Annotated in this window: 23 protein-coding genes; 10 read left to right on the forward strand and 13 right to left on the reverse strand. The window is 62.9% G+C overall.

Annotated features, from left to right (window positions below; genetic code table 11):
- From BLT60_RS22945 to BLT60_RS22975, 7 genes are all read left to right on the forward strand, one after another.
- On the forward strand, positions 1-1,684 hold a 1,684-nt coding region (locus BLT60_RS22945), incomplete at its 5' end, for an ATP-binding protein (protein ID WP_342028636.1).
- Between the two features lie 256 nt (positions 1,685-1,940).
- Positions 1,941-2,831 (forward strand): proline iminopeptidase-family hydrolase, encoded by an 891-nt coding sequence (locus BLT60_RS22950; protein WP_090880958.1) that lies wholly within the window; start codon positions 1,941-1,943, stop codon positions 2,829-2,831.
- Between the two features lie 49 nt (positions 2,832-2,880).
- Positions 2,881-3,771, forward strand: a complete 891-nt coding sequence (locus BLT60_RS22955; RefSeq protein ID WP_090880960.1) for a proline iminopeptidase-family hydrolase — start codon at positions 2,881-2,883, stop codon at positions 3,769-3,771.
- 13 nt (positions 3,772-3,784) lie between these two features.
- Positions 3,785-4,723 (forward strand): ABC transporter permease, encoded by a 939-nt coding sequence (locus BLT60_RS22960; protein ID WP_090880963.1) that lies wholly within the window; start codon positions 3,785-3,787, stop codon positions 4,721-4,723.
- A complete protein-coding gene (locus BLT60_RS22965; protein ID WP_090880966.1) occupies positions 4,720-5,565 on the forward strand; it encodes an ABC transporter permease in 846 nt (281 codons plus the stop codon). Before BLT60_RS22960 ends, BLT60_RS22965 begins: the two co-directional genes overlap by 4 nt.
- Complete coding sequence (locus BLT60_RS22970) at positions 5,562-7,238, forward strand: ABC transporter ATP-binding protein (protein ID WP_244521408.1); 1,677 nt, start codon at positions 5,562-5,564, stop codon at positions 7,236-7,238. The genes BLT60_RS22965 and BLT60_RS22970 overlap by 4 nt, the downstream gene beginning before the upstream one ends.
- A 124-nt stretch (positions 7,239-7,362) precedes the next feature.
- A complete protein-coding gene (locus BLT60_RS22975) occupies positions 7,363-8,871 on the forward strand; it encodes an ABC transporter substrate-binding protein (protein ID WP_244521409.1) in 1,509 nt (502 codons plus the stop codon).
- 106 nt (positions 8,872-8,977) lie between these two features.
- Here the strand turns inward: BLT60_RS22975 and BLT60_RS22980 are convergent, their stop codons facing one another.
- The 7 genes from BLT60_RS22980 to BLT60_RS23010 form a co-directional block, all read right to left on the reverse strand.
- The gene (locus BLT60_RS22980) at positions 8,978-9,742 is read right to left on the reverse strand and encodes an ATP-binding cassette domain-containing protein (protein WP_090880972.1); all 765 of its coding nucleotides are present in this window, start codon (positions 9,740-9,742) and stop codon (positions 8,978-8,980) included.
- Between the two features lie 11 nt (positions 9,743-9,753).
- Positions 9,754-10,950, reverse strand: a complete 1,197-nt coding sequence (locus tag BLT60_RS22985; protein ID WP_090880975.1) for an alanine racemase — start codon at positions 10,948-10,950, stop codon at positions 9,754-9,756.
- Positions 10,951-10,968: 18 nt separating this feature from the next.
- Entirely contained in the window at positions 10,969-11,922 is a 954-nt protein-coding gene (locus BLT60_RS22990) for an ABC transporter permease (protein WP_090880978.1), read from the reverse strand.
- Between the two features lie 170 nt (positions 11,923-12,092).
- A complete protein-coding gene (locus BLT60_RS22995; protein WP_090880981.1) occupies positions 12,093-13,157 on the reverse strand; it encodes a substrate-binding domain-containing protein in 1,065 nt (354 codons plus the stop codon).
- Positions 13,154-14,431 carry a M20 family metallopeptidase gene (locus BLT60_RS23000; protein ID WP_090880984.1) on the reverse strand — a complete coding sequence of 426 codons (1,278 nt, stop codon included), beginning with the start codon at positions 14,429-14,431 and terminating at the stop codon, positions 13,154-13,156. The genes BLT60_RS22995 and BLT60_RS23000 overlap by 4 nt, the downstream gene beginning before the upstream one ends.
- Complete coding sequence (locus tag BLT60_RS23005) at positions 14,428-15,648, reverse strand: ROK family transcriptional regulator (protein WP_090880987.1); 1,221 nt, start codon at positions 15,646-15,648, stop codon at positions 14,428-14,430. Before BLT60_RS23005 ends, BLT60_RS23000 begins: the two co-directional genes overlap by 4 nt.
- 401 nt (positions 15,649-16,049) lie before the next feature.
- Positions 16,050-16,994, reverse strand: a complete 945-nt coding sequence (locus BLT60_RS23010; RefSeq protein ID WP_090880989.1) for a LysR family transcriptional regulator — start codon at positions 16,992-16,994, stop codon at positions 16,050-16,052.
- Between the two features lie 112 nt (positions 16,995-17,106).
- Here BLT60_RS23010 and BLT60_RS23015 point away from each other — a divergent pair, with 112 nt between their 5' ends.
- Both BLT60_RS23015 and BLT60_RS23020 read left to right on the forward strand, forming a co-directional pair.
- Complete coding sequence (locus BLT60_RS23015; RefSeq protein WP_139167935.1) at positions 17,107-17,742, forward strand: sulfotransferase family protein; 636 nt, start codon at positions 17,107-17,109, stop codon at positions 17,740-17,742.
- A gap of 87 nt (positions 17,743-17,829) precedes the next feature.
- Complete coding sequence (locus BLT60_RS23020) at positions 17,830-18,258, forward strand: YybH family protein (RefSeq protein WP_090880994.1); 429 nt, start codon at positions 17,830-17,832, stop codon at positions 18,256-18,258.
- 382 nt (positions 18,259-18,640) lie between these two features.
- On the opposite strand, the gene BLT60_RS23025 is transcribed toward BLT60_RS23020, so the two are convergent.
- The 6 genes from BLT60_RS23025 to BLT60_RS23050 form a co-directional block, all read right to left on the reverse strand.
- The gene (locus tag BLT60_RS23025; RefSeq protein WP_090880997.1) at positions 18,641-19,432 is read right to left on the reverse strand and encodes a methyltransferase domain-containing protein; all 792 of its coding nucleotides are present in this window, start codon (positions 19,430-19,432) and stop codon (positions 18,641-18,643) included.
- A 108-nt stretch (positions 19,433-19,540) separates the two neighbouring features.
- Complete coding sequence (locus BLT60_RS23030) at positions 19,541-19,795, reverse strand: hypothetical protein (RefSeq protein ID WP_090881001.1); 255 nt, start codon at positions 19,793-19,795, stop codon at positions 19,541-19,543.
- Between the two features lie 108 nt (positions 19,796-19,903).
- A complete protein-coding gene (locus BLT60_RS23035; protein WP_090881004.1) occupies positions 19,904-20,182 on the reverse strand; it encodes a hypothetical protein in 279 nt (92 codons plus the stop codon).
- Between the two features lie 65 nt (positions 20,183-20,247).
- Positions 20,248-21,246 carry an HAD family hydrolase gene (locus BLT60_RS23040; protein ID WP_090881007.1) on the reverse strand — a complete coding sequence of 333 codons (999 nt, stop codon included), beginning with the start codon at positions 21,244-21,246 and terminating at the stop codon, positions 20,248-20,250.
- Between the two features lie 80 nt (positions 21,247-21,326).
- Positions 21,327-22,979 (reverse strand): arylsulfatase, encoded by a 1,653-nt coding sequence (locus BLT60_RS23045; RefSeq protein ID WP_090881070.1) that lies wholly within the window; start codon positions 22,977-22,979, stop codon positions 21,327-21,329.
- A 99-nt stretch (positions 22,980-23,078) separates the two neighbouring features.
- Positions 23,079-23,348 carry a hypothetical protein gene (locus BLT60_RS23050; protein WP_090881010.1) on the reverse strand — a complete coding sequence of 90 codons (270 nt, stop codon included), beginning with the start codon at positions 23,346-23,348 and terminating at the stop codon, positions 23,079-23,081.
- 746 nt (positions 23,349-24,094) lie between these two features.
- On the opposite strand from BLT60_RS23050, the gene BLT60_RS23055 reads away from it, so the two are divergent.
- The gene (locus tag BLT60_RS23055; RefSeq protein WP_175478603.1) at positions 24,095-25,573 is read left to right on the forward strand and encodes a tetratricopeptide repeat protein; all 1,479 of its coding nucleotides are present in this window, start codon (positions 24,095-24,097) and stop codon (positions 25,571-25,573) included.
- Positions 25,574-25,700: the final 127 nt, after the last annotated feature.

The raw sequence follows: 25,700 nt of genomic DNA on the forward strand, positions 1-25,700 counted from the left end.
AGGCCTTCCTGAAGGTAGCGGATCAACAATGACCAAGCCCAACCAGGGCGAAACGCAACTGGAGGATCTTGAAGATCTGTTCGAGAACGCGCCGTGTGGTTATCTCTCGGCCCAGCCCGACGGTCGCATTATCAAGGCGAACCTGACCTTCGCCGGATGGGTGGGGCATGATCGAGAGCACCTGATAGGTCTTAAATTTCAGGACCTTCTGAATATCGGCGGCAAGATCTACTACGAAACCCACTTTGCACCGCTCTTGAGGATGCAGGGCTTTTTCAACGAGGTGGCGCTCGACATCGTCCGTAAGGATTGCTCCGTGATGCCCTCGCTCGTGAACGCGATTGAGCGCCGTGACAATACGGGCGGGCTACAGTTTATCCGCATCACCATCTTCGACGCTTCCGATCGTAGACGATACGAGCGAGAGCTTCTGAACGCACGCCGCGCCGCCGAACAGGCGACGGCGGAATTGCGCGATTTGAACCTGAGTCTGGAAGCGCGGGTCGCGCAGGCCGTCGACGAACGGCTCCGGGCGGAAGAGGCGCTTCGTCAGGCGCAGAAGATGGAAGCGGTCGGTCAACTGACCGGAGGCATAGCGCACGACTTCAACAATCTGATGTCTGTTGTCCTTTCCGGGCTGAGCCTGCTTGAGAGGCGTCTGGCGAAAGGCGATTCCGACGTGGGCAAATATGTTGCCGCGGCAAGGGACGGCGCCAATCGGGCCGTTAAGCTAACCCAGCGTCTTCTGGCATTCTCACGACGCCAGCCGCTTTCTCCGCAGGCACTGGATGCCAACCAGATGGTCTCGGAAATGTCCGAGATTCTTCGCCGGACGCTGGGCGAGACGATCCATCTGGAAACGGTTCTCGCCGGCGGCCTGTGGAAGGCCCATGTGGATGCCAACCAGCTCGAGAATGCGGTGATCAATCTGGCGGTCAACGCCCGTGACGCGATGCCCGGGGGCGGAAGCCTCACCATTGAGACCGCGAATTGCCACCTCGACGACGTGTACGCCGTCGAGCATGAAATCAGGGCCGGGCAATACGTCATGGTCGCTGTCACGGATAGCGGCAGCGGCATGACGCCCGATGTTATGGCCAAAGCGTTTGAGCCGTTCTTCACCACGAAAGGCGTGGGAAAGGGCACCGGGTTGGGCCTGAGCCAGGTTTTCGGGTTCGTCAAGCAATCCGGAGGGCACCTGAAAATCTACTCCGAGCTGAATCACGGTACGACCGTCAAGATCTACCTTCCAAGACTGTATGGAGCCTCCAAGCCTGCGCGAATTGCCGTCGATGACATGGCTGCTTCAGGGAGCAGCAGCGAAGTCATTCTGGTTGTTGAGGATGATGAGCAGGTCCTGAGGCTGGTCGTTCAGATGTTGCGTGAGCTCAACTATGGCGTGCTTGAAGCGAGAAACGGGGCAGAGGCCTTGCACGTGCTCGACGACCATCCGGAAATCAGGTTGCTTTTCACCGATGTGGTCATGCCGGACATGGACGGTCGCCAGTTGGCAGACCGGGCGAAGCAAGCGCATCCCGAGCTTAAGGTGCTGTTCACGACCGGTTACACCCGCAACGCAATTGTTCACAACGGAATGCTCGACCCGCGCGTGCATCTTCTGCCCAAGCCCGCGACCTTCGAGCAACTATCGTCAAAAATCCGGGCTGTTCTCGATAGCGGTTGATTTTCACGCTCTGAGCGCGTGCATCTTTTGCGAGCGTCATGCGGCATTGCCCGGTCAAATGGCCTGCTGCCGCTCTGCTGCCTGGCCCAGTTCTCCGCGCCGTTGACAGTCGATCCGAAAGGAGAGCTTGTTGGGCCAACGTCAGGCGACCTGCGCGGGGACAAAACCTGCTCCCAATAAATGCCGCGCATCACTGGACAACGTCATTGTTTCGAATTCTAGTCGGCGGGATTGCCGGTGTTGGCGGAGGTATCGAATGCAGGATGGACGACGCGTTCCGGACAAGACCCATGAGGTCGAGATCGACGGCGGATACAAGGTCTTCGTCGACGAGTTTGGAACCGGCGACAAGGTCCTGCTCTGCCTCAATGGTGGCCCCGGCCTGCCGTGCGACTACCTGCGGGAGCCGCATGCGCCGCTCGCTGATGAGGGCTATCGAGTCATTGCCTTCGACCAACTTGGCTGTGGCCGCTCCGACAAGCCCAAAGACGGAAGCCTCTGGAAGATCGGCCGTTACGTCGAGGAGGTCGAGACCGTTCGCCGGTCGCTGAACCTCGGCAAGGTGACCCTACTCGGGCATTCCTGGGGTGGCTGGCTGGGAATCGAGTACGCACTGACTTACCCGGACAGCCTTCAGTCCCTGATCCTCGAGGATACCTGCGGGGACATGCCTCACCTGATCTCAGAACTCGATCGGTTGCGGGCCGCCCTCGGACCGGAAACCGTAGCGATGATGCAGCGGCACGAGGCCGAGGGCACGCTCGATCACCCCGAATACCAGGCTGCCGTCACCTTGCTGAATTACCGACATGTCTGTCGGCTGGACCATTGGCCGGCGTCTCTGAACCGGTCCCTCGATGACTGGAACATGGACGTCTATGGCGCCATGCAGGGACCGAACGAGTTCCTCTACGTCGGGAATCTCAAGGACTGGCAGCGCATCGACCAGATGCATCGCATCACCTGTCCGACATTCATCACTGTCGGCATGCATGATGAGCTGGGACCGGCCTGCGCCATGCGCATGCGCCACGCTCTGCCAAACTCGACGATCAAGGTGTTCAAGAACAGCTCGCACATGCCGTTCTACGAAGAGCCTGAAGCGTATTTTCCGGAGTTGCGGCGCTTCCTGTCGGCCAACGCCTGAGCCGCACCAGCGGTTACACCAATCCAAGAGGGAGCGACGAATAGCGACGATGTGGGACGAGCGTGCGCCGGATGAAACGATCACCGTCGAGATCGACAACGGCTTCAAGGTAAAGGTTTATCAGTTCGGCCGCGGCGACGAGGTGCTGCTCTGCCTGAACGGCGGCCCGGGCCTGCCATGCGACTACTTGCGCGAGCCGCATGCCTGGCTCGCCGACCGCGGCTATCGGGTCGTGGCATGCGATCAGCTGGGTTGCGGCCAGTCGGACAAACCTGCTGATCTCTCCTTATGGAATGTTCCGCGTTACGTGCAGGAACTGAATCAGGTGATGCGCGCCCTGGACCTCCCCAAGGTTCACATGCTTGGCCATTCATGGGGCACCTTCCTCGCCGCTGATTTTGCGCTGACCTTTCCGGGCCGGATCCGGTCACTGGTGCTGGCTGACGGCGCCGGAGACATTCCGCATCTCGTCAGCGAACTCGATCGGTTGCGCGCCGCCCTCGGTCCCGAGACCGTCGAGATGATGCAGAGGCACGAGGCAGAAGGCACGCTCGACCATCCCGCCTACAAGGCGGCGGTGGAGATCCTCAACTATCGACACGTCTGCCGGCTGGACAACTGGCCCGCCCCGCTGAGGCGTTCGCTCGACGATTGGAACATGGATGTTTACGGCACGATGCAGGGGCCGAACGAATTCACCTTCACAGGCAACTACAAGGACTGGTCGCGGCTCGCCGAGATGCACCGGATCGACGAACCGACGCTGATCATCTGCGGCATGCACGACGAACTGACGCCAGCATGTTCGATGCGCATGCACCACGCCCTGCCAAATTCGACAATCAAGGTGTTCAAGAACAGCTCGCACATGCCGTTCTACGAAGAACCGGACGCCTACTTCGAGACGCTCCTGGGCTTTCTCGACGCGCACCGCGGCTAGGCGAGGCTCCGGCATGGGACGGTTCAAGTTCGTACTCTACCGACCATTGCAGACCATCCCGGTGCTGATCGGCGTCAGCATCATCACTTTCGTGCTCGTCCGGTCGATCCCGGGCGATCCGGTCCGGGTGTTGCTGGGGCCCCGCGCCAAGCCCAGCATCATCGCCGCTGTACGGGAGCAGTATGGCCTCGATGAGCCGCTGGTCGTCCAGTATTTCTACTTTATCTATAACCTGCTGCACGGCGAGATGGGTCGGTCGATCATCTACCGTGTCCCGGTGTTGGACGTGATCGCCGAACGTCTCGTGCCGACCCTGTTCCTGCTCAGCTATGCCCTGCTGCTGACCGTCGCGCTGGCACTGGCGCTGGCGATCGTGGCGGCGCGCAACCAGCGCCGCCTGCCGGATCATCTCGTGCGCATGTTCTGCACCGCCGGGCTCGGGCTGCCGGCCTTCTGGCTCGGCATCGTCCTGATCATGGTGTTCTCGGTCGGCCTCGGCTGGTTCCCGGTTTCGGGCTATGGCGACGGTTTCTGGGGCCACCTCCACCACCTCTTCCTGCCCGCGCTGACAATTGCCGTGGCCCTTGCGCCGGTGCTGACACGCAACCTCCGTGCGACGCTCATAGACCAGATGGAGGCGGGCTATGTGCAAACGGCGCGCGCCCGAGGCATGAGCGAGCGGGCGCTCTTCTATCGCCACGTCCTGCCAAACTCCCTGGTCCCGACCGTCAATCTGCTTGGCGTCGCCTTCTCGTGGCTGATCGGCGGCACCGTCGTGGTCGAAACGGTGTTCTCGATTCCCGGCATGGGCCAGTTGATGGTGAGTTCGATCTTCTCGCGCGACTACCTGCTGGTGCAAGGCGTCACCCTGGTCTTCGCGCTCGGCATCATCCTGACGAATTTCATCGTCGACGTCGTCAACGTCGCGCTCGATCCGCGGATCGATCCATGAGCGCCACCGCCCCCGGAGACAGCGGTCGAAGCGGTGTTATCGGATTGCCGGCCTCGCTGCTGGTCGGCGGCGCCATCATCGCGATGTGGGTGCTCCTGGCGCTCTTCGCCGATCTTGTCGCGCCCTATTCGCCGATTGCCCAGGACGTCCCCTCCGCGCTTCAGCCACCCAGCCTCGATCACCTGCTCGGTACCGACAACTACGGCCGCGACATACTTTCCCGGATCATCTTTGGCGCGCGAATAGACCTGCAGATCGGCTTGTTCGGCGTGCTCTTCCCCTTCCTCATCGGCAACATCATCGGGTTGGTGGCGGGCTACTTTGGCGGCCTGATCGACACCGTGCTGATGCGAATCCTCGAGGTGACGATCGCCTTTCCCTTCTTCGTCCTGGTGATTGCGATCATCTCGATCCTCGGACCCGGCCTGATCAGCCTCTACATCGCACTGGCGCTGGTTGGCTGGGTGTCCTACGCCCGCCTCACCCGGTCCCAGGTGCTGATCCTCAAGAACAGCGACTTCGTTGGCGCCGCCCGCGTCCTCGGCTACGGCAACGGCCGAATCATGCTGCGCCACCTGTTGCCCAATGTCATCTCGACCTCTGTCGTCTTCGCCATGACAGACATGGTGCTGGTCATCCTGCTTGGCGCATCGCTCAGCTACCTCGGGCTCGGCGCGCAGCCGCCGGCCGCCGAGTGGGGCGTGATGATCGCCGAAGGCCAGCAGTTCCTCTCGACCGCGTGGTGGGTCTGCCTCTTCCCGGGTCTGGCGATCGTCCTCCTGGCGCTGGGCCTTTCGATGGCGGCAGACGGCCTCGCCCATGTCCTGGGGACAAAGGAGTGACCGGCGAACCCATCCTTTCGGTTCGGGACCTGACGGTCCAGTTCGACAGCGGCGATGGCTGGCGAAGCGTGGTCGAGGATGTCTCGTTCACGCTTAACAAGGGCGAGGTTCTCGGAATCGTTGGCGAGAGCGGTTCGGGCAAGACGGTGACCAGCCGCGCGCTGATCCGCCTCCTGCCGGATCGCGTCAGCCGCATCGCCGGCGGATGCGTGGACTTCGAGGGTCGTGACGTGATTGCCATGTCGGAGAGCGCGCTCGAGGACATCCGTGGTGGCAAGATCGGCATGATCTTCCAGAACCCCACGACCCATCTTGATCCGGTCATGCGGATCGGGCAGCAGATCGCCGCGGGGCTCATGTTGCACCTCGGACTTCGGTCGCGCGCGGCGCGCGCGCGGACCATCGAGTTGCTCGACGAAGTCGGGTTCCGCGATCCGGAGCGTCAGGTCGACGCCTTTCCGCACGAATTGTCGGGTGGGATGCGGCAGCGGGCCATGATCGCCGGCGCCCTTTCCTGCAATCCGTCAATTCTCATTGCCGACGAGCCGACCACGGCCCTTGACGTCACCGTCCAGGCGCAGATCATCGAACTCTTGCGCACCCTCGGGCGGCAGCGGGGCCTGTCGATCATCTTCATCAGCCATGACCTGGGACTGGTGGCTGACTTCTGCCAGCGCATGGTGGTGATGGAGCGGGGCCGGATCGTCGAGGCCGGTGCGGTCGATGACGTCATTGCACGGCCACAGCATCCTTACACGATCAGGCTCCTGCACTCGCAGCCCGGCTTGACGGCGCCTGGCAGTTATTTCGATCTTGATGGCGAGACAAAATCGCGGAATGAAACGCGGCCCGCGCCACAGGGAGATGCGACATATCTCGCGATCGATCGGCTCGCGGTCGCCTTCTCCCGAAAGCGCAGCCTTGGCGAAATCCTGACGCGGAAGCCGGTGCGCGATCTGGCCGCCGTCGACGGCGTCAGCCTCAACCTGACCCGCGGCGAAGCCCTCGGCCTCGTCGGCGAAAGCGGATCGGGCAAGAGTACGCTGGCGCGTTCGGTCGTCGGATTGGTCACGCCGAAGTCAGGGGAGATCCAACTCGACGGGAAGTCGCTCGGCAAGCCGGGGGAGCGTCAACGGGGTCCGTGGCACCGGCAGATCCAGATGATCTTCCAGGATCCCGTTTCCTCGCTCAATCCGAAGATGACCGTCGGCGAGACTCTGGCCGAACCGCTCTCCGTCCATCGCCTCTGTCCGCCGGCGGACGTCAAGGACCGGGTCCTCGGCCTGATGACCGAAGTCGGCCTCGAACACGACCTGCTCAACCGCAAGCCGCACCAGCTCTCCGGCGGCCAGTGCCAGCGCGTCGGCATCGCCCGCGCACTCTCGGTCGAGCCCGAATTCCTCATTGCCGATGAACCGACCTCTGCCCTGGATGTGACGATTCAGGCCCAGATCATCAATCTTCTCATGCGCTTGCGCGAGTCGCGCGGACTGACGATGCTCTTCATCTCGCACGATCTCACTGTCGTGCGCCATCTCTGCCAGCGGATCGCCGTGATGCAGCATGGACGTCTGGTTGAAACCGGGTCCGCCGAGGAGATATTTGATAACCCGCGCCAAGACTACACGCGCAAGCTGCTGGCCGCCATTCCGCGCGTCGCGAGGGCCCGTTGAGTCGGTTGCATTCACCTCCCCCTGAGCTACTCTTTTTCGGTTCATCCTGTCGGGGACTGGGGAGGACTTGGTCGGATTGAGCGCGCGTTTCACCAATTTGAATGGAGCACTCAGCGCTATGAAAATGAAATCAGTTATCGGAGGCCTCGCCCTGGCAGGCTTCCTCGCGCTCGGACCGGCGATGGCCGGCGAGGGGGTCCTCAAGATCGGCCGCGATCAGGACAGTGTCTTCATGGACCCGATCCTGGTCAGCCAGAACGCCGATGTCTGGGTCATGAACAACATCAATGCCCAGCTGGTGCGCAACACCCGGGAAGCGACGGGCATCGAGCCCGACCTGGCGGAGAGCTGGCGGATTTCCGACGATGGAAAGACCTATACCTTTTCGCTGCGCGAGGGCCTGACCTTCAGCGACGGCAGCCCGCTGAAAGCCAGCGATGTCAAGTTCAGCCTCGAGAGGCTGCGCGACGGCGAGGAGTCCGTCTTCGGCTCCATGTTCGGCGTCATCACCGACATTCAGGTGCCTGACGACCGCACGGTGGTGATCGAGTTGTCGGAAGCCACCACCCCCTTCCTGTCATTCCTCGCGCTGTTCGCGGCCGCGATCCTGCCCGAGGCGGCGGTGACCGGCGACTATGATGCCTTCTCGCAGAAGCCGATCGGCGCCGGCGCGTTCCGCCTCGTCGACTGGCGCCGCGGCGATCGCATCATCCTTGAGGAAAACGAGCACTACTGGGAAGCCGACCTGCCCAAGCTCGCGGGTGTCGAATGGATCTACGTACCGAACGACAATACGCGTGTCCTGCAGCTCCAGGCCGGCGAAGTCGACGCCATGATCTTCGTTCCCTTCAACCGGATCGCCGAGCTGGATTCTGATCCGGACATCAACGTCCATCTCGACCCGTCGAGCCGGATGGACCATGTCCTGATCAACCACAGCCACGAGCCCTTCGATGACGTGCGCGTGCGCAAGGCGCTTGCCAAGGCAATCGACCTCGATTCGATCATCGAGGCGGTCACCTTCGGTTATGGCACGCCCGCAAACTCGTACATCCCGGCCGGCGGCATGTTCTACAACGCCGACAATCCGAGCTACGAGCACAACCTCGAGGAAGCCAAGGCCTTGCTCGCGGAAGCCGGTGTCGAGGACCTGACGATCGAGTTCGTCGTTCAGGCCGGCGACGCCAACTACGAGCAGGTCGCCGTTCTTCTCCAGAGCCAGCTCGCCGAGGCCGGCATCACGGTCAACATCACCAAGCAGGAAACCGGGCAGGTCTGGGACACGATCGTCGAGGGCGATTACGACCTGAGCCCCAATTACTGGACCAATGACGTCATCGATCCGGACCAGAAGACCGGCTTCGTTCTCGACGGGTCGGACGAGGACGTCCTGTCCTATTACACCCGCTACAACAATCCCGAGGTCAACGCGCTGATCGCGGCGGCCCGGGTCGAGACGGACGAAGAGAAGCGCAAGGCGATGTATTACGACCTGCAGCGCATCGCCCAGGAAGACGTCAACTGGCTGGGACTTTACTACAGCCCGTTCCGCAACGCCTCCCGCAGCAACGTCGGCGACTTCTTCCAGAACCCGATGGGCCGTTTCATGCTGGAAACGACCACCAAGCAATAAGCGACAGGACGATGGGGGCCGCGCAAGGCGAGGCCCCCATCGTCATCCTTCTTGCTGCATCGCGTGGTTGCCGGCATTCATTCGGCGCATCAGGCAGGAATGAAATTCAGGTGAGACCGGTGATCATCGAGACAATCTCGTTATTGGTCGTCTCGTGGGTGCGCCGGATGCCGATCTGAACGCCCCGGCGCAGGACGCAGATTCGATCCGAGAGGCGAAACACCTGATCGAGGCTGTGGCTGATGATCAGGACCGCGAGATTGCGCTCGCGCAGACCGCCGATGATCTTCTCGACCTTCTGGGTCTCGGCGACGCCAAGCGCCGCGGTCGGCTCGTCCATCAGCACCAGCTTGGAGGCCCAATGGGTGGCGCGGGCGATAGCGACGCCCTGACGCTGGCCGCCGGAAAGGTCGCGGATCGTCGACTTGGCCGAGGGAATCCGTACGTCCATGCCGCGGACCAACTCTTCGCTCTCGCGGATCATCCGCCGCCGGTCGAGCCGCCGGAATGGCCCGGTCACCGCCTCCCGGCCAAGGAACAGGTTCATATAGACCGGCTGCCGCTCGGCAAGCGCGAGGTCCTGGAACACCACCTGGATGCCGCGCGCCTGCGAATCGGCCGGATCGGAAAATCGCGTCTCCGAGCCATCGATCAGGATGCGCCCGGCAGTCGGCGGGTAGACGCCGCAGATGATCTTGATCAGCGTCGATTTCCCGGCGCCGTTGTCGCCGACCAGCGCCACGACTTCACCGGCATGAACGTCGAGCGAGAAATCCTCGATCGCAACCACGCCGCCGAACTCCTTGCGGATGTTCTGGAGCCCGAGAACCGGTGCTCCGGTGGTCGCCTGGGGAACGGGGGCGGCTTGCATGGCACTGTCCCTCAAAGCGGCCAGTCGGCCGGGCGGCCGAAGGCGTCGTGGATCGTACCGGCCTTCGGCGATCCGCTCGCCACATCCGACACGCCGCAGGTATAGGCGCGGGTGACGAAGGCCTGCGGCCGGAATCCAAAGACGACGCTGTCGCCAACCGCCGGGCGTCTTCCCGACGAGGCGTCGATCATCCCGTAATAGTCGATTGCCGCGGGCGGCGGGATTTCCACTGTGCGTAGCGCCGACTCGGCGGCCGTCGGTTCGCGCGACACGATCGCCTTGACCTCGTAGTCGGGAAACACCGGGTCGATATAGAGCCCGCCGCCAAAGCAGAAGGCGTCGCTCCCGTGGTAGTGGGAGATCTCACTGACATAGACCACTGCCGGCAACTCGGGCAGATCTTCGACGGCATGCAGCGGCGTTGTGCCGGTCAAGCCGTGTCCGGGCTCGATCTGCGTGGCGCCGGCATCGGCCACGGCCTTCAGCACCGTCGACGAATTGGTCCCCGGCGCGTTAATCTCGATATCCGACCGGCCGGCCCTGGCCAGCGCCTCTGCCGCGGCATGCAGGGTGGCGAGATTCCCGGTCGGTACGACCTTTCGCGACGCCTGTTCGAAGAGCAGCGCCGGAAAGGTCGTGATCCCGGCGAAACGGCCGCCCTCCATCGCATCGATGCGGTCGGCGACGGCGGTTACCTCGGCCGCGTCAAAGCCGCCCTCGTGGCCGCGATAGAATGTGTCGCCCGGCGTCTGGATCCGGGCAAGCATCGACTGGACCCGTCCGAGCGGCGCGGTCGCCCGCGCGGCCTCACTCGCCTTCTCATCGTTGAAGACGGTCCAGTAAGCCGGTGCGAATGAGGCGGCTGCGTCGGCCTCCGCTCGCGGAATCTGGACCAGATGACCGAGATGGCCGATCGCCATGCCGGCGCGCCGCGTCGCCCGCGCGCATTCCATGTCGACATTGACCGAGGCGCCGATGCCGCCGCGTATGATTGCGCCACAGAAATCGGCGTTGCGTCCCATCTGCTTGGTCATCGCAAAAGCCTTGAGGCCGAGACGATTGGCCTCGGTCGCGACGGTACGAGCGTTGGCTTCTACCGAGTCGAGGTCGATGACATAGGTGTTGGCCGGGATCTTTCCCGCCTGATGGAGGGCGATGGTCGCTTCGATCAGGCGGGGATTGCGGCGGCGGAGGACATCCAGAAACATCTTCGGGTCTCCTTGGGATCAGGTGCGCGTTTCGCGAAGGGTGAGCGCGATGGCGGCGAGCAGGATGACGCCGCGCACCATGAGTTGTTCGGACACGCTCAGCCCCATCAGGATCAGGCCATTGTTGAGAAGCCCCATGAGAAGCGATCCGATCAGGGCGCCGACGACGGTGCCCACCCCGCCATTCAGCCGGGTGCCGCCGACGATCACCGCGGCGATGACGGTCAGGAGGTCGGTCTCGCCCAGCGTGTAGCGCGCGCCATGCAGACGCCCGGAATAGAGGAGGCCGGCGAGGCCGGCGCAGGCGCCGGAAAGCACCATCACCGAGAACCGCACTCGGTCGACCTTGATGCCGACGGCGCGGGCGCTCAGCGGACTGTCGCCGATGGCGTGGACGTGCGCGCCGTAGCGCGAGTCGCGGTAGAAGAAATGGCCGAGAAAAACGATCCCGATTGTCCACATCACCAGCGAGGGAACGCCGAACAGAGTGCCGGCGCCGAAGATGCCATTGAAGGTGTCGTTGGTGATCGGCACCGACTTGAGATCGGTCAGCCATCGCGCAACGCCCGCAAGAAAGCCCATCGTCGCAAGAGTGACCAGGAAGGAGGGCAATCGCATATACGCGACGAGGAGCCCGTTCATCGCCCCGATGGCGGCGCCGGCGAGAAGACCGGCGAACGCGCCGAGAAACCAGAAATTTTCGCGCAGCACGATCGCCGAGATCAGCGCCGATACAGCGACGATCGGGCCGATCGACAGGTCGATCTCGCCAGCAGTCAGCACGAAGACCATGCCAACCGCCATCACGGTGATTGGCGCCGTCTGCTGAACGATGTTGAGAAGGTTGCGCGTGGTGAGGAAGCCGTCATCTCTCAGCACGATCGAGAACCCGATCAGGATCAGGATGAACCCGACATAGACAATGTACCGGCTCGGATCGACCGCTTTGAAGGCTGCCAGCTTCGCCGCCATCGTCAGCCTCCGGTTGGGATTGCCAGCGGCCGGCTTTGCCGGTCGCGATGCTGAGCGGGATGGACGACGACGATGTCGGGCCCGTGATCGTGCCGCATATGATGATCCTTTTCACTCGTATCAGGACAGGACGATCCGGATGCGGGCGGCGCGCCCGCATCCGGTCGCGACTACTTCATCGCGTCGATGACGCTCTGCGGCGGCTCGCGGTTGAGAGACTGCTTCCAGCCGTCAGCGACATTCTCCTTGGTGACCGTGATCGCCGGAGCGACCGAGAAGGCCGGGGCCGGCTTGTCGATCAAGCCATAGGCACCGACCGTCGCCATGGTGCGGCCGAGTTCGTAGGCCTTGTCGGCGGTCAGCGCGACGACGTTGCCGTCGTTGACCATGTCGAGGGCCAGCGGCTCGGACAGGTCGAGCGCGACGATCTTGGTCGTGGTGTTGCCGGCCGCCCGAAGCGCCGCCAGCACGCCCTCGGCGGGCTCCGCCCAGGTGACGTAGATGCCGTCGAGATCGGGGTTCTTGGTGATCAGGGCGTTGGCGATTTCTTCCGCCCGGGCCGGATCGGCAATGCCCGCCTCGGCAACGATCTCGATGTCGGGATAGTCGCTCTCGATGGTCTGCTTGAAGGCGTTGTCGCGCTGGTTGGTGACGTAGTATTGCGCGTCATGGAAGATCCAGGCGACCTTGCCCTTTCCGCCGATCGACTCGGCCAGCGCGTCGGCGGCCTGCTTGCCCATCTGGAAGAGGTCGTCGGTGACGATGCCAACATAGTCCTTGCCCTGGACGTAGCCGGACGGGACGTTCGACAGCAGGACGATCTTCACCCCGGCATCGACCGCCGACTTGAAGGCCTGCGCGGACGTGGTCGGATCGAGCGGCAGGGCGAGGATGATGCTCGGGCTCTTGGCCATCACCGTTTCGATGTCGCTCATCTGCTTGGCCGAGTCGAAGCCGGCGTCCGTTGTCGCGACGACCTCGATGCCGAGCCGCTTGAACTCGTCCTCTGCGCCGGCCGTCACGGCGTTCACGAAGTCCGAGGAGGTGTGCCAGAGCAGCGCGGCGGTGGCGTCCATGCCCTTGATCTGCTGGACTTCAGCGTCGGTCAGCGTCACTTCGCTGGCCAGCGTCGGGCTTTCGCCGCCCGGGCCCATGGTCTGGGCGATCGCGCCTGTCGACAGAGCGGCGATCGCGGCGGCGATCGCTGTGAGTTTCAGTTGAACCCGCGGTTTCATTGCGATTCTTCCCTCTCTTCGTTGGGGACTTCCCCCTGGTTCGCCACCCCGCAGTAGCGGGCGGCAAAGGCGGCAAGGGCAGCGATGCCATCGAGATATTCCTCGATCGACACACGCTCCTCGAGACTGTGGCAGATGCGAATATCCCCCGGCGCGAAGTAGACCGCCGGGATGCCGAGGGCATCAAGAAAGGGCGCCTCGGACCAGTAGGGCGCCCCGGCGATCCTGCCCCGGTCGGGCCGAACCGCGCGGATCGCGTCGGCAAGCATCGTGACGCCTTCCGAGGCCGGATCGGTCTCCATGGCGGTGCCGCCGATCGCGTGGTCGCGCCCGGCAGGATAGGCGAAGGCGACGTGGATATCGGGATCTTCGATCGCGCCGCGGACCACCGCCTCGATCTCGTCGCGAGCGGTCGTGAGGTCTTCTCCCGGCCGCAGCTTGCGGATGAGGCTGAGACGGCACCGCTCCGGCACGGCGACCAGACCGCCACCCTCGATCGCCGTCACCAGCAGGAAGGACTTGCCAACGAGCGGATGGTCGCCGCGCGATTCGAGATCGGCCGAATGGTCCCAGAGCGCCGAAAGGATCGCGTGGCTTGCCTTGAGGGCATCAGCGCCGAGTTCAGGCACGCCGAAATAGGAGGTGCGCCCGGTCACCGCGATCTCGGCGATGAAGAAGCCGATCTGCGCCGCATAGACGTCGAGGGTGGTCGGCTCGACATAGACGGCGAAGTCCGGCCGGGGAAAGTCGCCCGCCTCAATCAGCGGCGCCAGTGCCTTCATTCCGGCGCTCACCCCGGTTCCCGGCTCGCCGCTCTCCTCGTCGCCGATGAAGGCAAATTCGACATCGCCCGCAAGCACGATTCCGGCATCGTCGAGCACCCGCAGCGCCTCGATCGCCGTGCAGATGCCGGCCTTGAGATCGGCGGCGCCGCGTCCCCAGATTTCCCCATCGACGATCGCCGCGCCGAACGGGTCCTCGCGCTCGGTCCCCGACCAGCGCTCCCGCCAGCCGCGCACATGGACGACATCGGTATGGCCGACGAGGAGGAGCCGTCGGCCGCCGCCGGTTCCCTTTCTTATGCCGCGCACATTCGGGCGACCGGGCAGAAAGTCGCTGGTGGTCACCGCGCCGACGCCGCTCTCCCGCAGCGCGTCGGCCAGCATGGCGGCGAAGCCGGCCTCGGCGCCGGTAACGCTGGCGCATCCGATGGCGCGGCGGAGCAGGGCGACAGCGCGGTCGCGATCGACAGGGAAGGTCGGGGTCGCGGTCATGACGTCGGCTCCAGCCGGCTGAGCTGCTCAATGGCGGGGAGGGAAAGTATCGGCGGCGGAAATGACGGTGCGAACAGCGCGTTCTGGATATTGTTGATGCCGATCGCGATGGCGCCGCTCAGACCGGCACGATTGCCAAGAGCGCTGGCGACCACCGGGACGGAGGTGGTGCCGAGCGTCCGGACAACGTCCTGAACCGCACGGACCATTTCATCCCGAGCGCCGATGCTGCCGCCGAGTACAATCACCTCGGGATCGATGGTGGCGACCACCGCGACCACCGCCAGCGCCAGCAGACGGGCCGACTCGTCGACGACCCGGCGGGCGGTTGCGTCGGTGTCGATGCGGTCGAACAATTCGCGGACCGTGATGGCGGAGTCGCCGCCGGCTTCGGCATAGCGCCGCAGGATGCCCGCCGACCCGACGGCAGCCTCGAGGGTGCCATGCAGGCGGTTGGTCGGATCGAAAGGATCGCCGCCAATCGGCAGGTTGGCGATTTCGCCGGCTGCCCCGTGCGCGCCACGGATGATTTTGCCGTCCGAGACGATGCCCATGCCCAGGCCGGTGCCGAGAGCGATATAGGCAAAGGTCTCGATGCCCTTGGCCCGGCCGAGCCAGCGCTCGCCGAGAGCCCCGACATTGACGTCATTCTCGATAATCACATCGACGCCAAAGGCATCGCGCAGCGCACTGACGACGTCGATCCGGTCGAAGTCCGGGATATTGGGGGCCAAGGGGATCGATCCGGTCGCCGCATTGAGGACACCCGGCGTGCCTACGACCAGGAGACGAACGCGATCGCGCGCGATCCCGGCCTCATTGCCCAGTTTTTCCGAGAGCGTCGCGATCTGCCGGACCACCGCCATGCCGCCGCGCACGTCGGTTGCCACCGATGTTTCCGCGACGATGCGGCAGGCAAGATTCGCGATCGCCATCCGCAGTTGCGTGCCGCCGAGATCGACGCCCGTGACATAGGCGGCGTCCGGGCGGATCTCATAGGTGACCGCGGTGCGCCCGACGGAGCCACTGGTCTGTCCGTGGACCTGAACCCAGCCGCCCGCCTCCAGCGCACGGACGACTTCGGAGGCAGTTTGCTTGCTGATGCTTGTGATTTTGGCGATCTGGGCCCGGGAAATGGGCCCGTGATTGATGATGGCGTCCATAACCGAGCCCAGTGAGAGCTGCCTTAGGACCGGCTCGGTTTTGGACGATCGCATTTCATCGGTCCAATTAGTTCGTCAGGATGACGATCCAATCGCCAATGATCGCGTCTGTCAAATCTCATTTGTGCAAAACCGACCGAAAGACCGCCGCTCAATACTCATTCGGAGTGAGCAACGCGACAGGCTCCGGCGCAGTAATCGCCCGCCATCGCGAGGTTCATGACTGTCCCGATACCCGAAATGCGGACGTCAGCATCGTTCTCCCTGCCCATCCGCTTTTCTTACCGGCCCATTGCCGAGATCGCAGCGAAAATCTGATTGCTGCGCTCAACCGCCGTCGGTCGCAACTCCAACGAGGTCTGGAGTTTGCTGGATACCGCACTCCGATCTCGACCTGGCCAATGCATGTGGTGGCTATCGGTCAACATGGCTTGGTCCGTGCAGTGAACGAACGCCTATGCGGCTGCGAATGAAAGCTTGGCTTCGGCCTCTGCCTGCAATCGACGATAGGTCTCGATGACGATCGATCTGATCCAGATGCCACCGGCATCGTTCGCCAGACGCAAGCTCCAGAAAAATCGTACCAAGGCAGGGTCGAGCTTCACCGGGGGCTTGAGGGCCTGAAGCCCGTGCGCCTCCATGTCCCAGGCGAGGAGAATCGCGGGAAACGTTGCCAGGAAATCCGAGTTCGCCAATATTGATGCCACACCAGCGGAATCGCCAATCATCGACGTCACGCGTCTGGAACCGACGTCACTCTCGCTCGTCTGCGGAAAGGGGTTCCGCATGGATCGCGTCACGTTGACCATCAGGTGCGGATAGCGACCCCAAGCCTCCAACCCCCAATTCTCGCAGGCAGGGTGACCCTTGCGGGCGAAGGTCACCCAGGTGAACGGCTCTATTACTTCGGCCGCAAGCCCGTCGGGGAGCCTCAGCTCCCCACCGAGATGAGCCAGGTCGATCAATCCCTCGCTTAGTGCTGCGTAAACATCATGGTGTGCCGGTAGCCACTCGATTTGCACATTCGGAGCTGCCGCTTCGACCCTGGTCGAAACTTCGGCGATCACCTTGGTGAGTGTCGGGATAGCGATCCGGAAAACACGGTCGCTCGTCGCCGGATCGAACATACTTTTTGGAGAGATGACGCGTCGAATGCTCCGCAGGATCGGCCGAACATCCTCGATGATCGTCTCGGCGAATGGACTCGGCCGCATATTGCCACCGACTCTGACCAATAACGGGTCATCGAGTTGATCCCGCAGACGAGCGAGCGAGTGACTTATCGCCGATTGGGTGCGGCCCATTTTCTCGGCGGTCACGGTAACGCTACGGGTATCCATGAGCGTCTCGAAAATGACCAGGAGGTTGAGATCCACGCGACCTAAATCGATTTCATTCATGGCGTATGAAGTAATTTCGTTAGACGTTCTACCATTTTTGGGCGACGCTCTCTCATGAACAGAGGAAAATTACGGTCTTCATCGATTTTGTTCATAGAGGAGATCAGGCGCTGTGGCACTTGAAATCATCGGCGCTGGATTTGGCAGAACCGGCACATATTCACTCAAGGCGGCGTTGGAGCGGCTCGGATTTGGTCGCTGCCACCACATGTCGGAGGTTATCGGTGATCCGGATCAGATCCGGCTTTGGGCGGAGGCCGCAGACGGGCACGCAAATTTTGACGCGATATTCGCCGGCTTCCTATCCGCTGTCGACTTTCCCGTTTGCGCCTTCTGGCGGGATGTTCTCGCGACAAATCCTGAAGCAAGAGTCATCCTTTCATACCGTGATCCCGACGATTGGTACGCGAGTTTTTCTCAAACCATACTGCCCCTGATCCTCGACAAAGCCGCCTGGCCCGAGAATGCGCGGCCCTGGTTTCGGATGATCGAAAGGGTCATCGTCGAAAGAGCCCTTCGCGGCCGGACCGACCGGGAGGGCATTCTTGCCGCCTACCGGGCCAATGAAGCCGCCGCGCGCGCGCTGGAGCCAAAAGGTAGGGCACTGGTCTTCCATACGAAGGACGGCTGGGAGCCCTTGTGCCGTTTCCTCGGCGTCGCCATTCCGGAAGAACCCTATCCGCATACCAATCCGCGGGCCGAATTCTTCGCCGCGGTAAAGGCGGGGACTGAAGAGTCCGCCGCCTAGCCCAACTTCTTCCACCGAAGGAGATAAGCCCGCGTCCGGGACGGGCCCGGACCGGCCTCGCTTACCTGACAATAAAGAGAGTCCATCATGTCTGCAGAAAATGAAGTCCGTGACGCTTCCGGCAAGTTCTACGCAGCGCTGAACAGAATGGCCAACGGTGACGCTGGACCGATGGCGAACGTCTGGGTGATGAACGCAGAGGCCACGGCCCATCACCCCATAGGTGGCCGGGATCGGACATATGAAACCGTGATCGCCTCATTCGCGAAGGTTGCCGAGATTGCAGGCGGTGGTGAAATCCGGATCACAGACCAGACAATCGATGTTGGCGGCGATATGGCAGTTGAGACCGGAGTGGAGACCGGCGAACTTGTCATCGCGGGGCATGCAGCCTCGATCCATCATCGTGTTACAAACGTGTATCGGAAGGGAGCGGATGGTTGGCGGCTCCAGCACCATCATGCTGACCTCTCTCCTGCGATGCTTGTAATACTCCAAAAGCTCAGCGCTGCTTGATACGTGCCAGCTGCTTGATATGTGCTAAATGACCCGCGACAGTCGGGCACTGTCGCGGGGCGTCTCGTACGTCAATGCGCGCGGCTACGACGCGAGTGAAGCCCGCGATCGGCAAGGCGCGCCGCGATGTGCCATCGCTACATCAGACAACGACGCTTAAGCGCACGCCGACGTGCCGTCACTGTCCACGCCTCGCCGCCGTAAACTCCCCGATCACACCGTAACAAACAAAGCGTTTCTGCGGGTTTGGCTGCGATTCGATCTGCAATACTCGCCGCGCTTTTTACGGATTCGAACCCGTCCGAAATAGGCGGATTCTATGACGTGTTACGCGGTGTGACGGATAGAAAGTCCGAGGAAGCGACCGCGCAATAGATGTCGATCACGCCTTGCCCCTGACGACCAGGGCCTCTGCGGCGATCGGGAAACTGCCGCGCGGATTGGCGAAGCGATGACGCATCGCCACGTAGGCCCGGTCGCGTTGTCCGGCGGGAAGCGCTGCCAGCGTCATGGTGCTCGGCGTCGAGCCGCAGAGCAAAGATCGCCACAGCGCATCGAAGTCCTCATAGGTCCGCATGACCGTGATGCGGCTCGTCGACACCTCAGTGAAACCGGCCCCTGCCCAGGCTCGCGCCAGCGCCGCCTCTCCGGACGGCGACGAGATCGCCAAGCGTACGCCCGCGACGGGGTCTATCTCGGCAAGGACGCCGACCAGCGCAGCGATGACCGGCATGCGCGCGAAATCCCACAAACAAGCGGCAACGACCCCGGAGGCGTGGGTCACGCGTCGCATTTCGCTGATCGGTTCGGGCCGGCCGGCGAACTCCTGAAGGACCAGCAGCGAAAGGCAACAGGCGAAGGCGCCGTCGGCGAACGGCAGGGCGTCGGCTCTGGCCTTGACGAATGTCGCCCCACGAAGGTCGGACCGATGCCGCGCCCGGTGGAGCAGCGCCGTTGAGGGATCGACGCCGACAAGGCGGGCGTCGGGGACGATCTCCGTCGCCGCCGCGAGAAGATTGCCAGTGCCCGAGCCCACATCAAGCAGGGAGGTCGGCTGTCCGACAGCCGCGTATCGCAAGAACAGCGGCGCCAGGGCCGTGCTCCAAGGGCCCATGTAGGACTCGTAGCCGCCCGCGTCGCCATAGAGTTCGGCGGATCGCTCCCTCTCGCCCAAAGCAACTGCCTCATCCGTGGATGGACCACAATCGGCCAATCGGCTACCGCGCCGCGGTCCACCGATAGCTTCGATCTTATCCGCCCGCCGGTAACGCCGGTAGGGCCGTCAGCGAATCTGTGAAGCGCATGACATCGACTGGAAACTTACCGTGGTGATGGTCGTTGCACCGGGATCGTAGAACCAGAACCCGGTCGATCCGACCTCCTCGGCCACCGGCGCGTAGTACACGTCCGACCATTTTTCCGTTGGCGTCAGCGAGTACCAGCGCATCTTGTATTGTTCGTTGATGTCGCCGGTGATGAGCTGCGCCTGGACCGGTTTGTCGCTGGTGACGGTATTGCCCCTGGTTGACCCGGACAACGATGGTCTCGCCGCGATTCAAGCTGGTGATGAGGCCGTTCGGGCCATCGACGGTGACCTCGTGTTGTCGCTGCCGGCCATGACGCAGACGGCCGGTGTTTCAAGACGTCAGAACTTCCCGCGCAGCTCCTCCAGCGTCTTGCCGTCGCAGTCATCGGCGCCATCGCGATGGACGACGCCGTCCGGCGTGACGGTGGCGAATGCCTGGGCCAGTGTCAGATAGATCGCCGAGCCATCGTCGTTGACCTTGTGCAGATAGCCAACGATCCGCTCCGCCCCGATCCGGCAGACGAGGGTGTCGGGGTATCCCTCGATGATATCGGCGAACGCGGTCGAGACGCCGCATGTCGCCGCAAGTGCGAGGCCCCATACGGTTGGCTTCATCATGGTCGTTTCCCCTTGTCTCTTGCGTATCGGCCCGCCGGTGTCGAACCGGCCGACGGGCCAGTTCGCTACTCGTCCGGGAAGATCTTGGCCCAGTCGTCCTTCATGCTGATAAGGACCCATCCCTGCTTCGCCGCATCGTCCATCGCCTTGTCGAGATGGCCGAACTGGGAGTCGCGGTCGTAGGCGAATTCGCGGATCGCGTCGTCGTGGTGGACGATCATGCCGAGCGTCCGGCCGGGTCCGGTCGTCGCCCATTCGAGCATCTGGTAGTCGCCATCGGAGTTGCCGAAGGAAGCGATCGGCCGCTTGCCGATATGCGACTGGATACCGACCGGCTTGCCGGGGCCATCGTCGACGAAGGCGATCTCTGCATCCCGCATCAGCACGGGTCCGTCATCGGTGACCTTGTAGGTCATCTTGACCGACGAGCCGACGACATTCTGCGGCGGAATCCCGTAGGTCGCTTCCGTCCACGGCCGCATGAACTCGATCCCGCCGCCGGAAACGATGAAGACGTCGAATTCATTCGCCTTGAGGTAGTCGATGAGCTCAAGCATCGGCTCATAGATATCGTCGGTATTGAGCCTGCCGGTCTTCGGGTTCTTCGCGGTCTTGATCCAGTTGGTCGCCGTCTCGGTGAACTCGGCATTCGACATCCCGGCGTGAGACACGCCGATGATCTGCGCCAGTCCCTTCTTGCCGGAAGCGGCCACCGCCTTCATGTCGCCGGCAAGCAGCGACTTGAAAGGCTCCGTATCCTTCCATTCGGGATGGTCGGGCGCCATCCGCTTGACTTCGTCGAAGGCGAAGGCGAGCTGCACATACATCGGCTGCTCGACCCACAGCGTCCCGTCATTGTCGAAGGTCGCGATCCGGTCCGCGGGCGCGACGTAGTCGGCCCCGCCTTCCTCGGTGACCGCCGAAACAAAGTCGACGATCGCCTGCTTGGCTGCGCCGTCGTTCCACGACGACAGGGCGTCGTCCTGGGCAAGGGCGGCGGAGGCAAATGCGACCGCGCCGATCAGGCATGTCGCGACGGCTGATGCAATGGCTGTTCTTCGCATTTCTCTGTCTCCCTGACTGGCGATTGGACGCAGAAGGTTCGCCCCGCCGAGTGGCGAGGCGAACCGGGCTGTCGTTGGCGTCAGTTGCCGGTCGGCAGACCGATGGTGAAGCCGTTCTTCTCAAGTTCGTCGCGGACGTACTGAAAGCGCTGATACTGACTGATGGTCAGCGGTCCGGTGTAGGTCTCGCTCTGCAGTTTCCGCGGCGGATACTTGATGTACGACTTCATGAGGTCGGTGATCTGCTCGTTGATGACCGGCAGATACCAGGTGCGCTCGGTGAAGTTGTTCATGAACATGTCGTACCGTTCCTGCGGATCGGCCAGCAGGTTGAAGACCTGAGGCACGGTCGCGACGTAGCTGTCGGGACCTTTCCAGCCGAGATTGGTGTCGACCGCGAGACCGCCGGTCGAGGCGCCGTCGTCACCGCGCAGATTGAAGACGGCCTTGTAGTTGCCGACCCGTGCGGCGCCGGGGCTCAGTTCATTTTCGGTGAAATAGAACCACGCCTTGCGATCCGACTCACCGGTGCCAAGCCACACCGGCGTCATGTCGTAGCTGTCGAAGACAATCGGCTTACCGTCGCGATCCTCTGTCGGCAGATCGATGCCGGCCACCTTGGCAAAGGTCGCCATCAGATCGAGACCACCAAGAACGGCCGCGCTTCTTGAGTCCGGCTTGATCTTGCCAGGCCAGCGGACGATAGCAGGAACCCGATTGCCGCCCTCGCGGACCGTGCCCTTCGTGCCGCGGAAAGGCGTATAGCCAGCGTCGGGATAGACGTCCTGCCACGCACCATTATCCGTCGTCCAGAAGACGATCGTGTTGTCGGTGAAGCCAAGGTCGTCGACCTTCTTGAGGATATCGCCGATCCGCGAGTCGAGCTCGACGACCGAATCCGCATACTTGGTCTTCGAGATCGACTTACCCTCGAATTCCGGCGCCGGCATGTTCGGCTGATGGACCTTCATGAAGTTGACGTTGATGAAGAAGGGCGTGTCGGGGGTCTTTGCCGCTTCATCGAGAAACTCGAGCGCCGCCTTTTCGACATAGCCGTCGAAGTATGGAATGCCGACCACGCCCTTGTCCGGTGTATCGACGTACTGACCGTTGATCTTGAAGTCTTCCTTGGGCTTTTCGCCGGCCTTGCCGGAGAGCGCCCCCTTGGTGACCTTCTCGAACATCGCGCGCAGGTCGGCCGGCATGTCGGGGAACCAGGTCGGATCCGCATATGTGTAGGCATTGAGGTGATAGAGCCCGACGTATTTCATATCGTCATAGCCCTGCGCGTTCGGCAGCGCGTAGTCAGCCTCGCCGAGATGCCATTTGCCGGTGAAGTACGTGTTGTAGCCCGCTGTCTTGAGGACGGAGGCGAGAGTCCATTCCGCCGCCGGCAGGCCGCCGCCCTGTCCCTGGAATGCGACCGTGGTCATACCCGAACGGTTGGGGATACGACCGGTCTGCATGGCCGCTCGACCAGGGGTGCAACTCGGCTGAGCGTAGAACGACGTAAACATCATTCCATCGTTGGCGAGCTGATCGAGGTTCGGTGTTGGCATTCCTCGCGTTTCACCACCGAGATACGGCCCGGTGTCGCCATAGCCGGTGTCGTCCGAGACGATCAGCAGGATGTTCGGTTTGCCGTCGTCGGACTGGGCCAGCGCCGGCGCTGATCCCAGGGCGCCCAGGCCCAGGGCGATCGCTGGCAATAGTGAAAGCGCACTTCGTCTCATCGTCATCTCCGCGCACGGGGCGTCTGTTGTGGATCGTCTAAGCATTCTCAACCTCCTTCGGCATGATGCAGTCTCCTGCCTTGGTGCCCGGCGTCTGAGCTACTCTTCGTCGGGTTTGGTCTGGACAACGTTTGCGATCGATCGGTTGAGTGTGGTCAGGATTTCGGTTTCCAGCTCTTTCAGGAAGCTCGTGTAATCCTCGACCCTTGACGCCGACTCCGCCGCCATCTTCTCCCAGTAGCGAAGCGCCCTGACCGTCTGCTGGTAGTCACCGCACACGGATCGGAAGACGGGGCTCCGCGTTGCGAGCCGGCGAATGTCCAACTCGCGTTGCGGGTACCGATCCAGGATCGAACGAATATCCTCCAATGCTGGCGTCCACTCGGTTCCGGTGATGGATCCTCGGCCCCGAGAGATGAGCCTTTTTCTTAGGCAGCTTTCTTTCTGCCTGTTTTGTATGCTCACCTTCCTCGTTGCCGCTTAGGTCGCTGTCCTTGTGCGCGACCTTTAGACCCGCGGCGACCCGCCGGGGGAGGTACGAACATGTTCCTTGGGGTGCGAACCACGGCCGCGAGCCGGTCTCGGGCAGGGTGCCGAGCCCCGGTATCGCTTGCTTGGCTGGCCTCTTGCAGCCCGGGAGATCGCCCGCGCGGCGGCACAGCCATGGGTGGACAGGCGCGCTGGCCGACACCCGAGTTGTCATCGCGCTTTAACATTTGTTATGTGAGTTTCGAGGTCGGAGGCCGATGGAGAACGAAACGCGATAAAGGCGTCCCTCCAGCTCGGGACGAATCATGCAGCGGCATGCGACAGCAGCATCCATAGATCTCCAGGCGGACCCTCCCGACGACGACGACGTGCGCGCGGAACTGGAGCGGGTTCTGTCGTCGCAGGATCTTGAGGCGACCGAGAGACGGCGGTCCTTCCTCCGGTATGTCGTTGAGGAGACGCTCGCCGGTCGCTCCGACCAATTGAAAGGATACACGGTCGCGACGAATGTCTTCGGCCGCGCCGAATCCTTCGATCCGCAGTCGGATCCCGTCGTCCGCCTCGAGGCCCGCCGCCTGCGACGCGACCTTGATTGCTACTATGTCGATTCCGGCCGGCACGATCCGGTGCGCATTACCATCCCAAAGGGATCTTACGTTCCCCATTTCGAGTGGAACGAGGCTTGGCCCAACAGCTCCAGGCCGGGTGAAGAGCACCCACCCCAGGTCGAAGCCAAAGACGACCAGCCGGAAATTCCCGAACCTGCCGGCGCGGGCGGCGGGCGCCGCTGGGGCCTGGTTCTCGGCGGCGTTGCCGTGGCCGTTTTCGCGGCAATCGCCGCATGGATCATCGCAGGGGAAAGAGGACCATCACTCGAAGCCGCGGAATCGGGAGGGCCCAGTATTGTCGTCGCCCCGTTCGAGGCGCTCAGTGCAAACGACGAAAGCCGATTCCTTGCCAATGGCATGGCGACGGAACTTACCAATGGCTTGATGCGATTTCCCGGTTTCCGACTCTATGCCTTGCGGTCGGCAAGTGACGATGGTTGGGCGCAGGAGCCGCTTGGTCTGGCCCGGGAGCGCGGTATTGCCTACGTCGTGACCGGCAAAGTCGCAGCCGAAGCGACGACGGCCTATGTTGCCCTGCAACTGGTCGAGGCAGGAACCGGCGCTGTCGTGTGGAGCGGAACCTATGACCAGCCGCTCGAACCCGAAATGCTCATCCAGGCGTGGCGCGAGCTTTCGGAGAAGATAGCGGTCGAACTCGGACAGCCTTACGGAATCGTCAACACGGATGTCGGCGCCCGCCACAACTCGTCCAACGTGGCGCACATGCAGAGCTACGCCTGCGTGCTACGCGCCTACCATTACCGACGGTCGTTCTCGCGCGACGAAGTTGCCCCCGTCCGGTCGTGCCTCGAGGAAGCGGTGCGGCGAGACCCCGCCTACGGCGACGCATGGGCGATGCTGGCCTGGCTGCACCTGGATACGGGTCGGTTCGAGTTCTCCGGAAACCCCGACCCGACGGAAGAGTACGAGAAGGCACTTGAGGTCGGGACGCGAGCGATCAGCCTTGAGCCGGACAATACCCTCGCGCTCAAGGCTGCGTCATCCATCTATCACTACATGGGCCGCTATGACGAAAGCGAGGACCTGGCGCGCCGGGCGGTCGAGCTCAATCCCTTCGACCCCGACGCACTCGCCCAACTCGGCTGGCGGCTGGCGGTGCGCGGCAAGTTCGAAGAGGGAATCCCGATCCTCAGGCGCGCTATCGACCGGACGGTGAATCCGCCAGGCTGGTACTTCCATCTCGTCGCGATCGACCTCTGTCTCAGGGGCGACTATCCTGCGATGCTGGATATCGCCAAGCGATCGGCGGTCGACGGTTCGGGGGTCAGCCAGGCCCTGGTCGCGATCGCCAGCGCCCGGCTCGGAGATCGCGAGACGGCCAGGACGGCTCTGGAGACCATGGGCAAGCATGCGCAATTGACGCGCGACGCGGGCGCCTACTTCCGTCGAAATGGCGCGACTCAGGAAATCGCAGATGCATTGGTCGCGGAATTCGACGCGGCCTGGGACTTCGTATCCGAGGACGAAGACAACTAGGAGCCATCGGCAGGGGAGACGCCGCCGCGTCTCGACCCTATCGCCTCGCTTCCCCGCAGCCCCACCCTTGGCCTATCCGAGCGGCGGGATCGGCTCATCGACCCCGTAAGCGCAGAATCGCTTCCCG

Source organism: Bauldia litoralis, assembly GCF_900104485.1.
Lineage (GTDB): Bacteria > Pseudomonadota > Alphaproteobacteria > Rhizobiales > Kaistiaceae > Bauldia > Bauldia litoralis.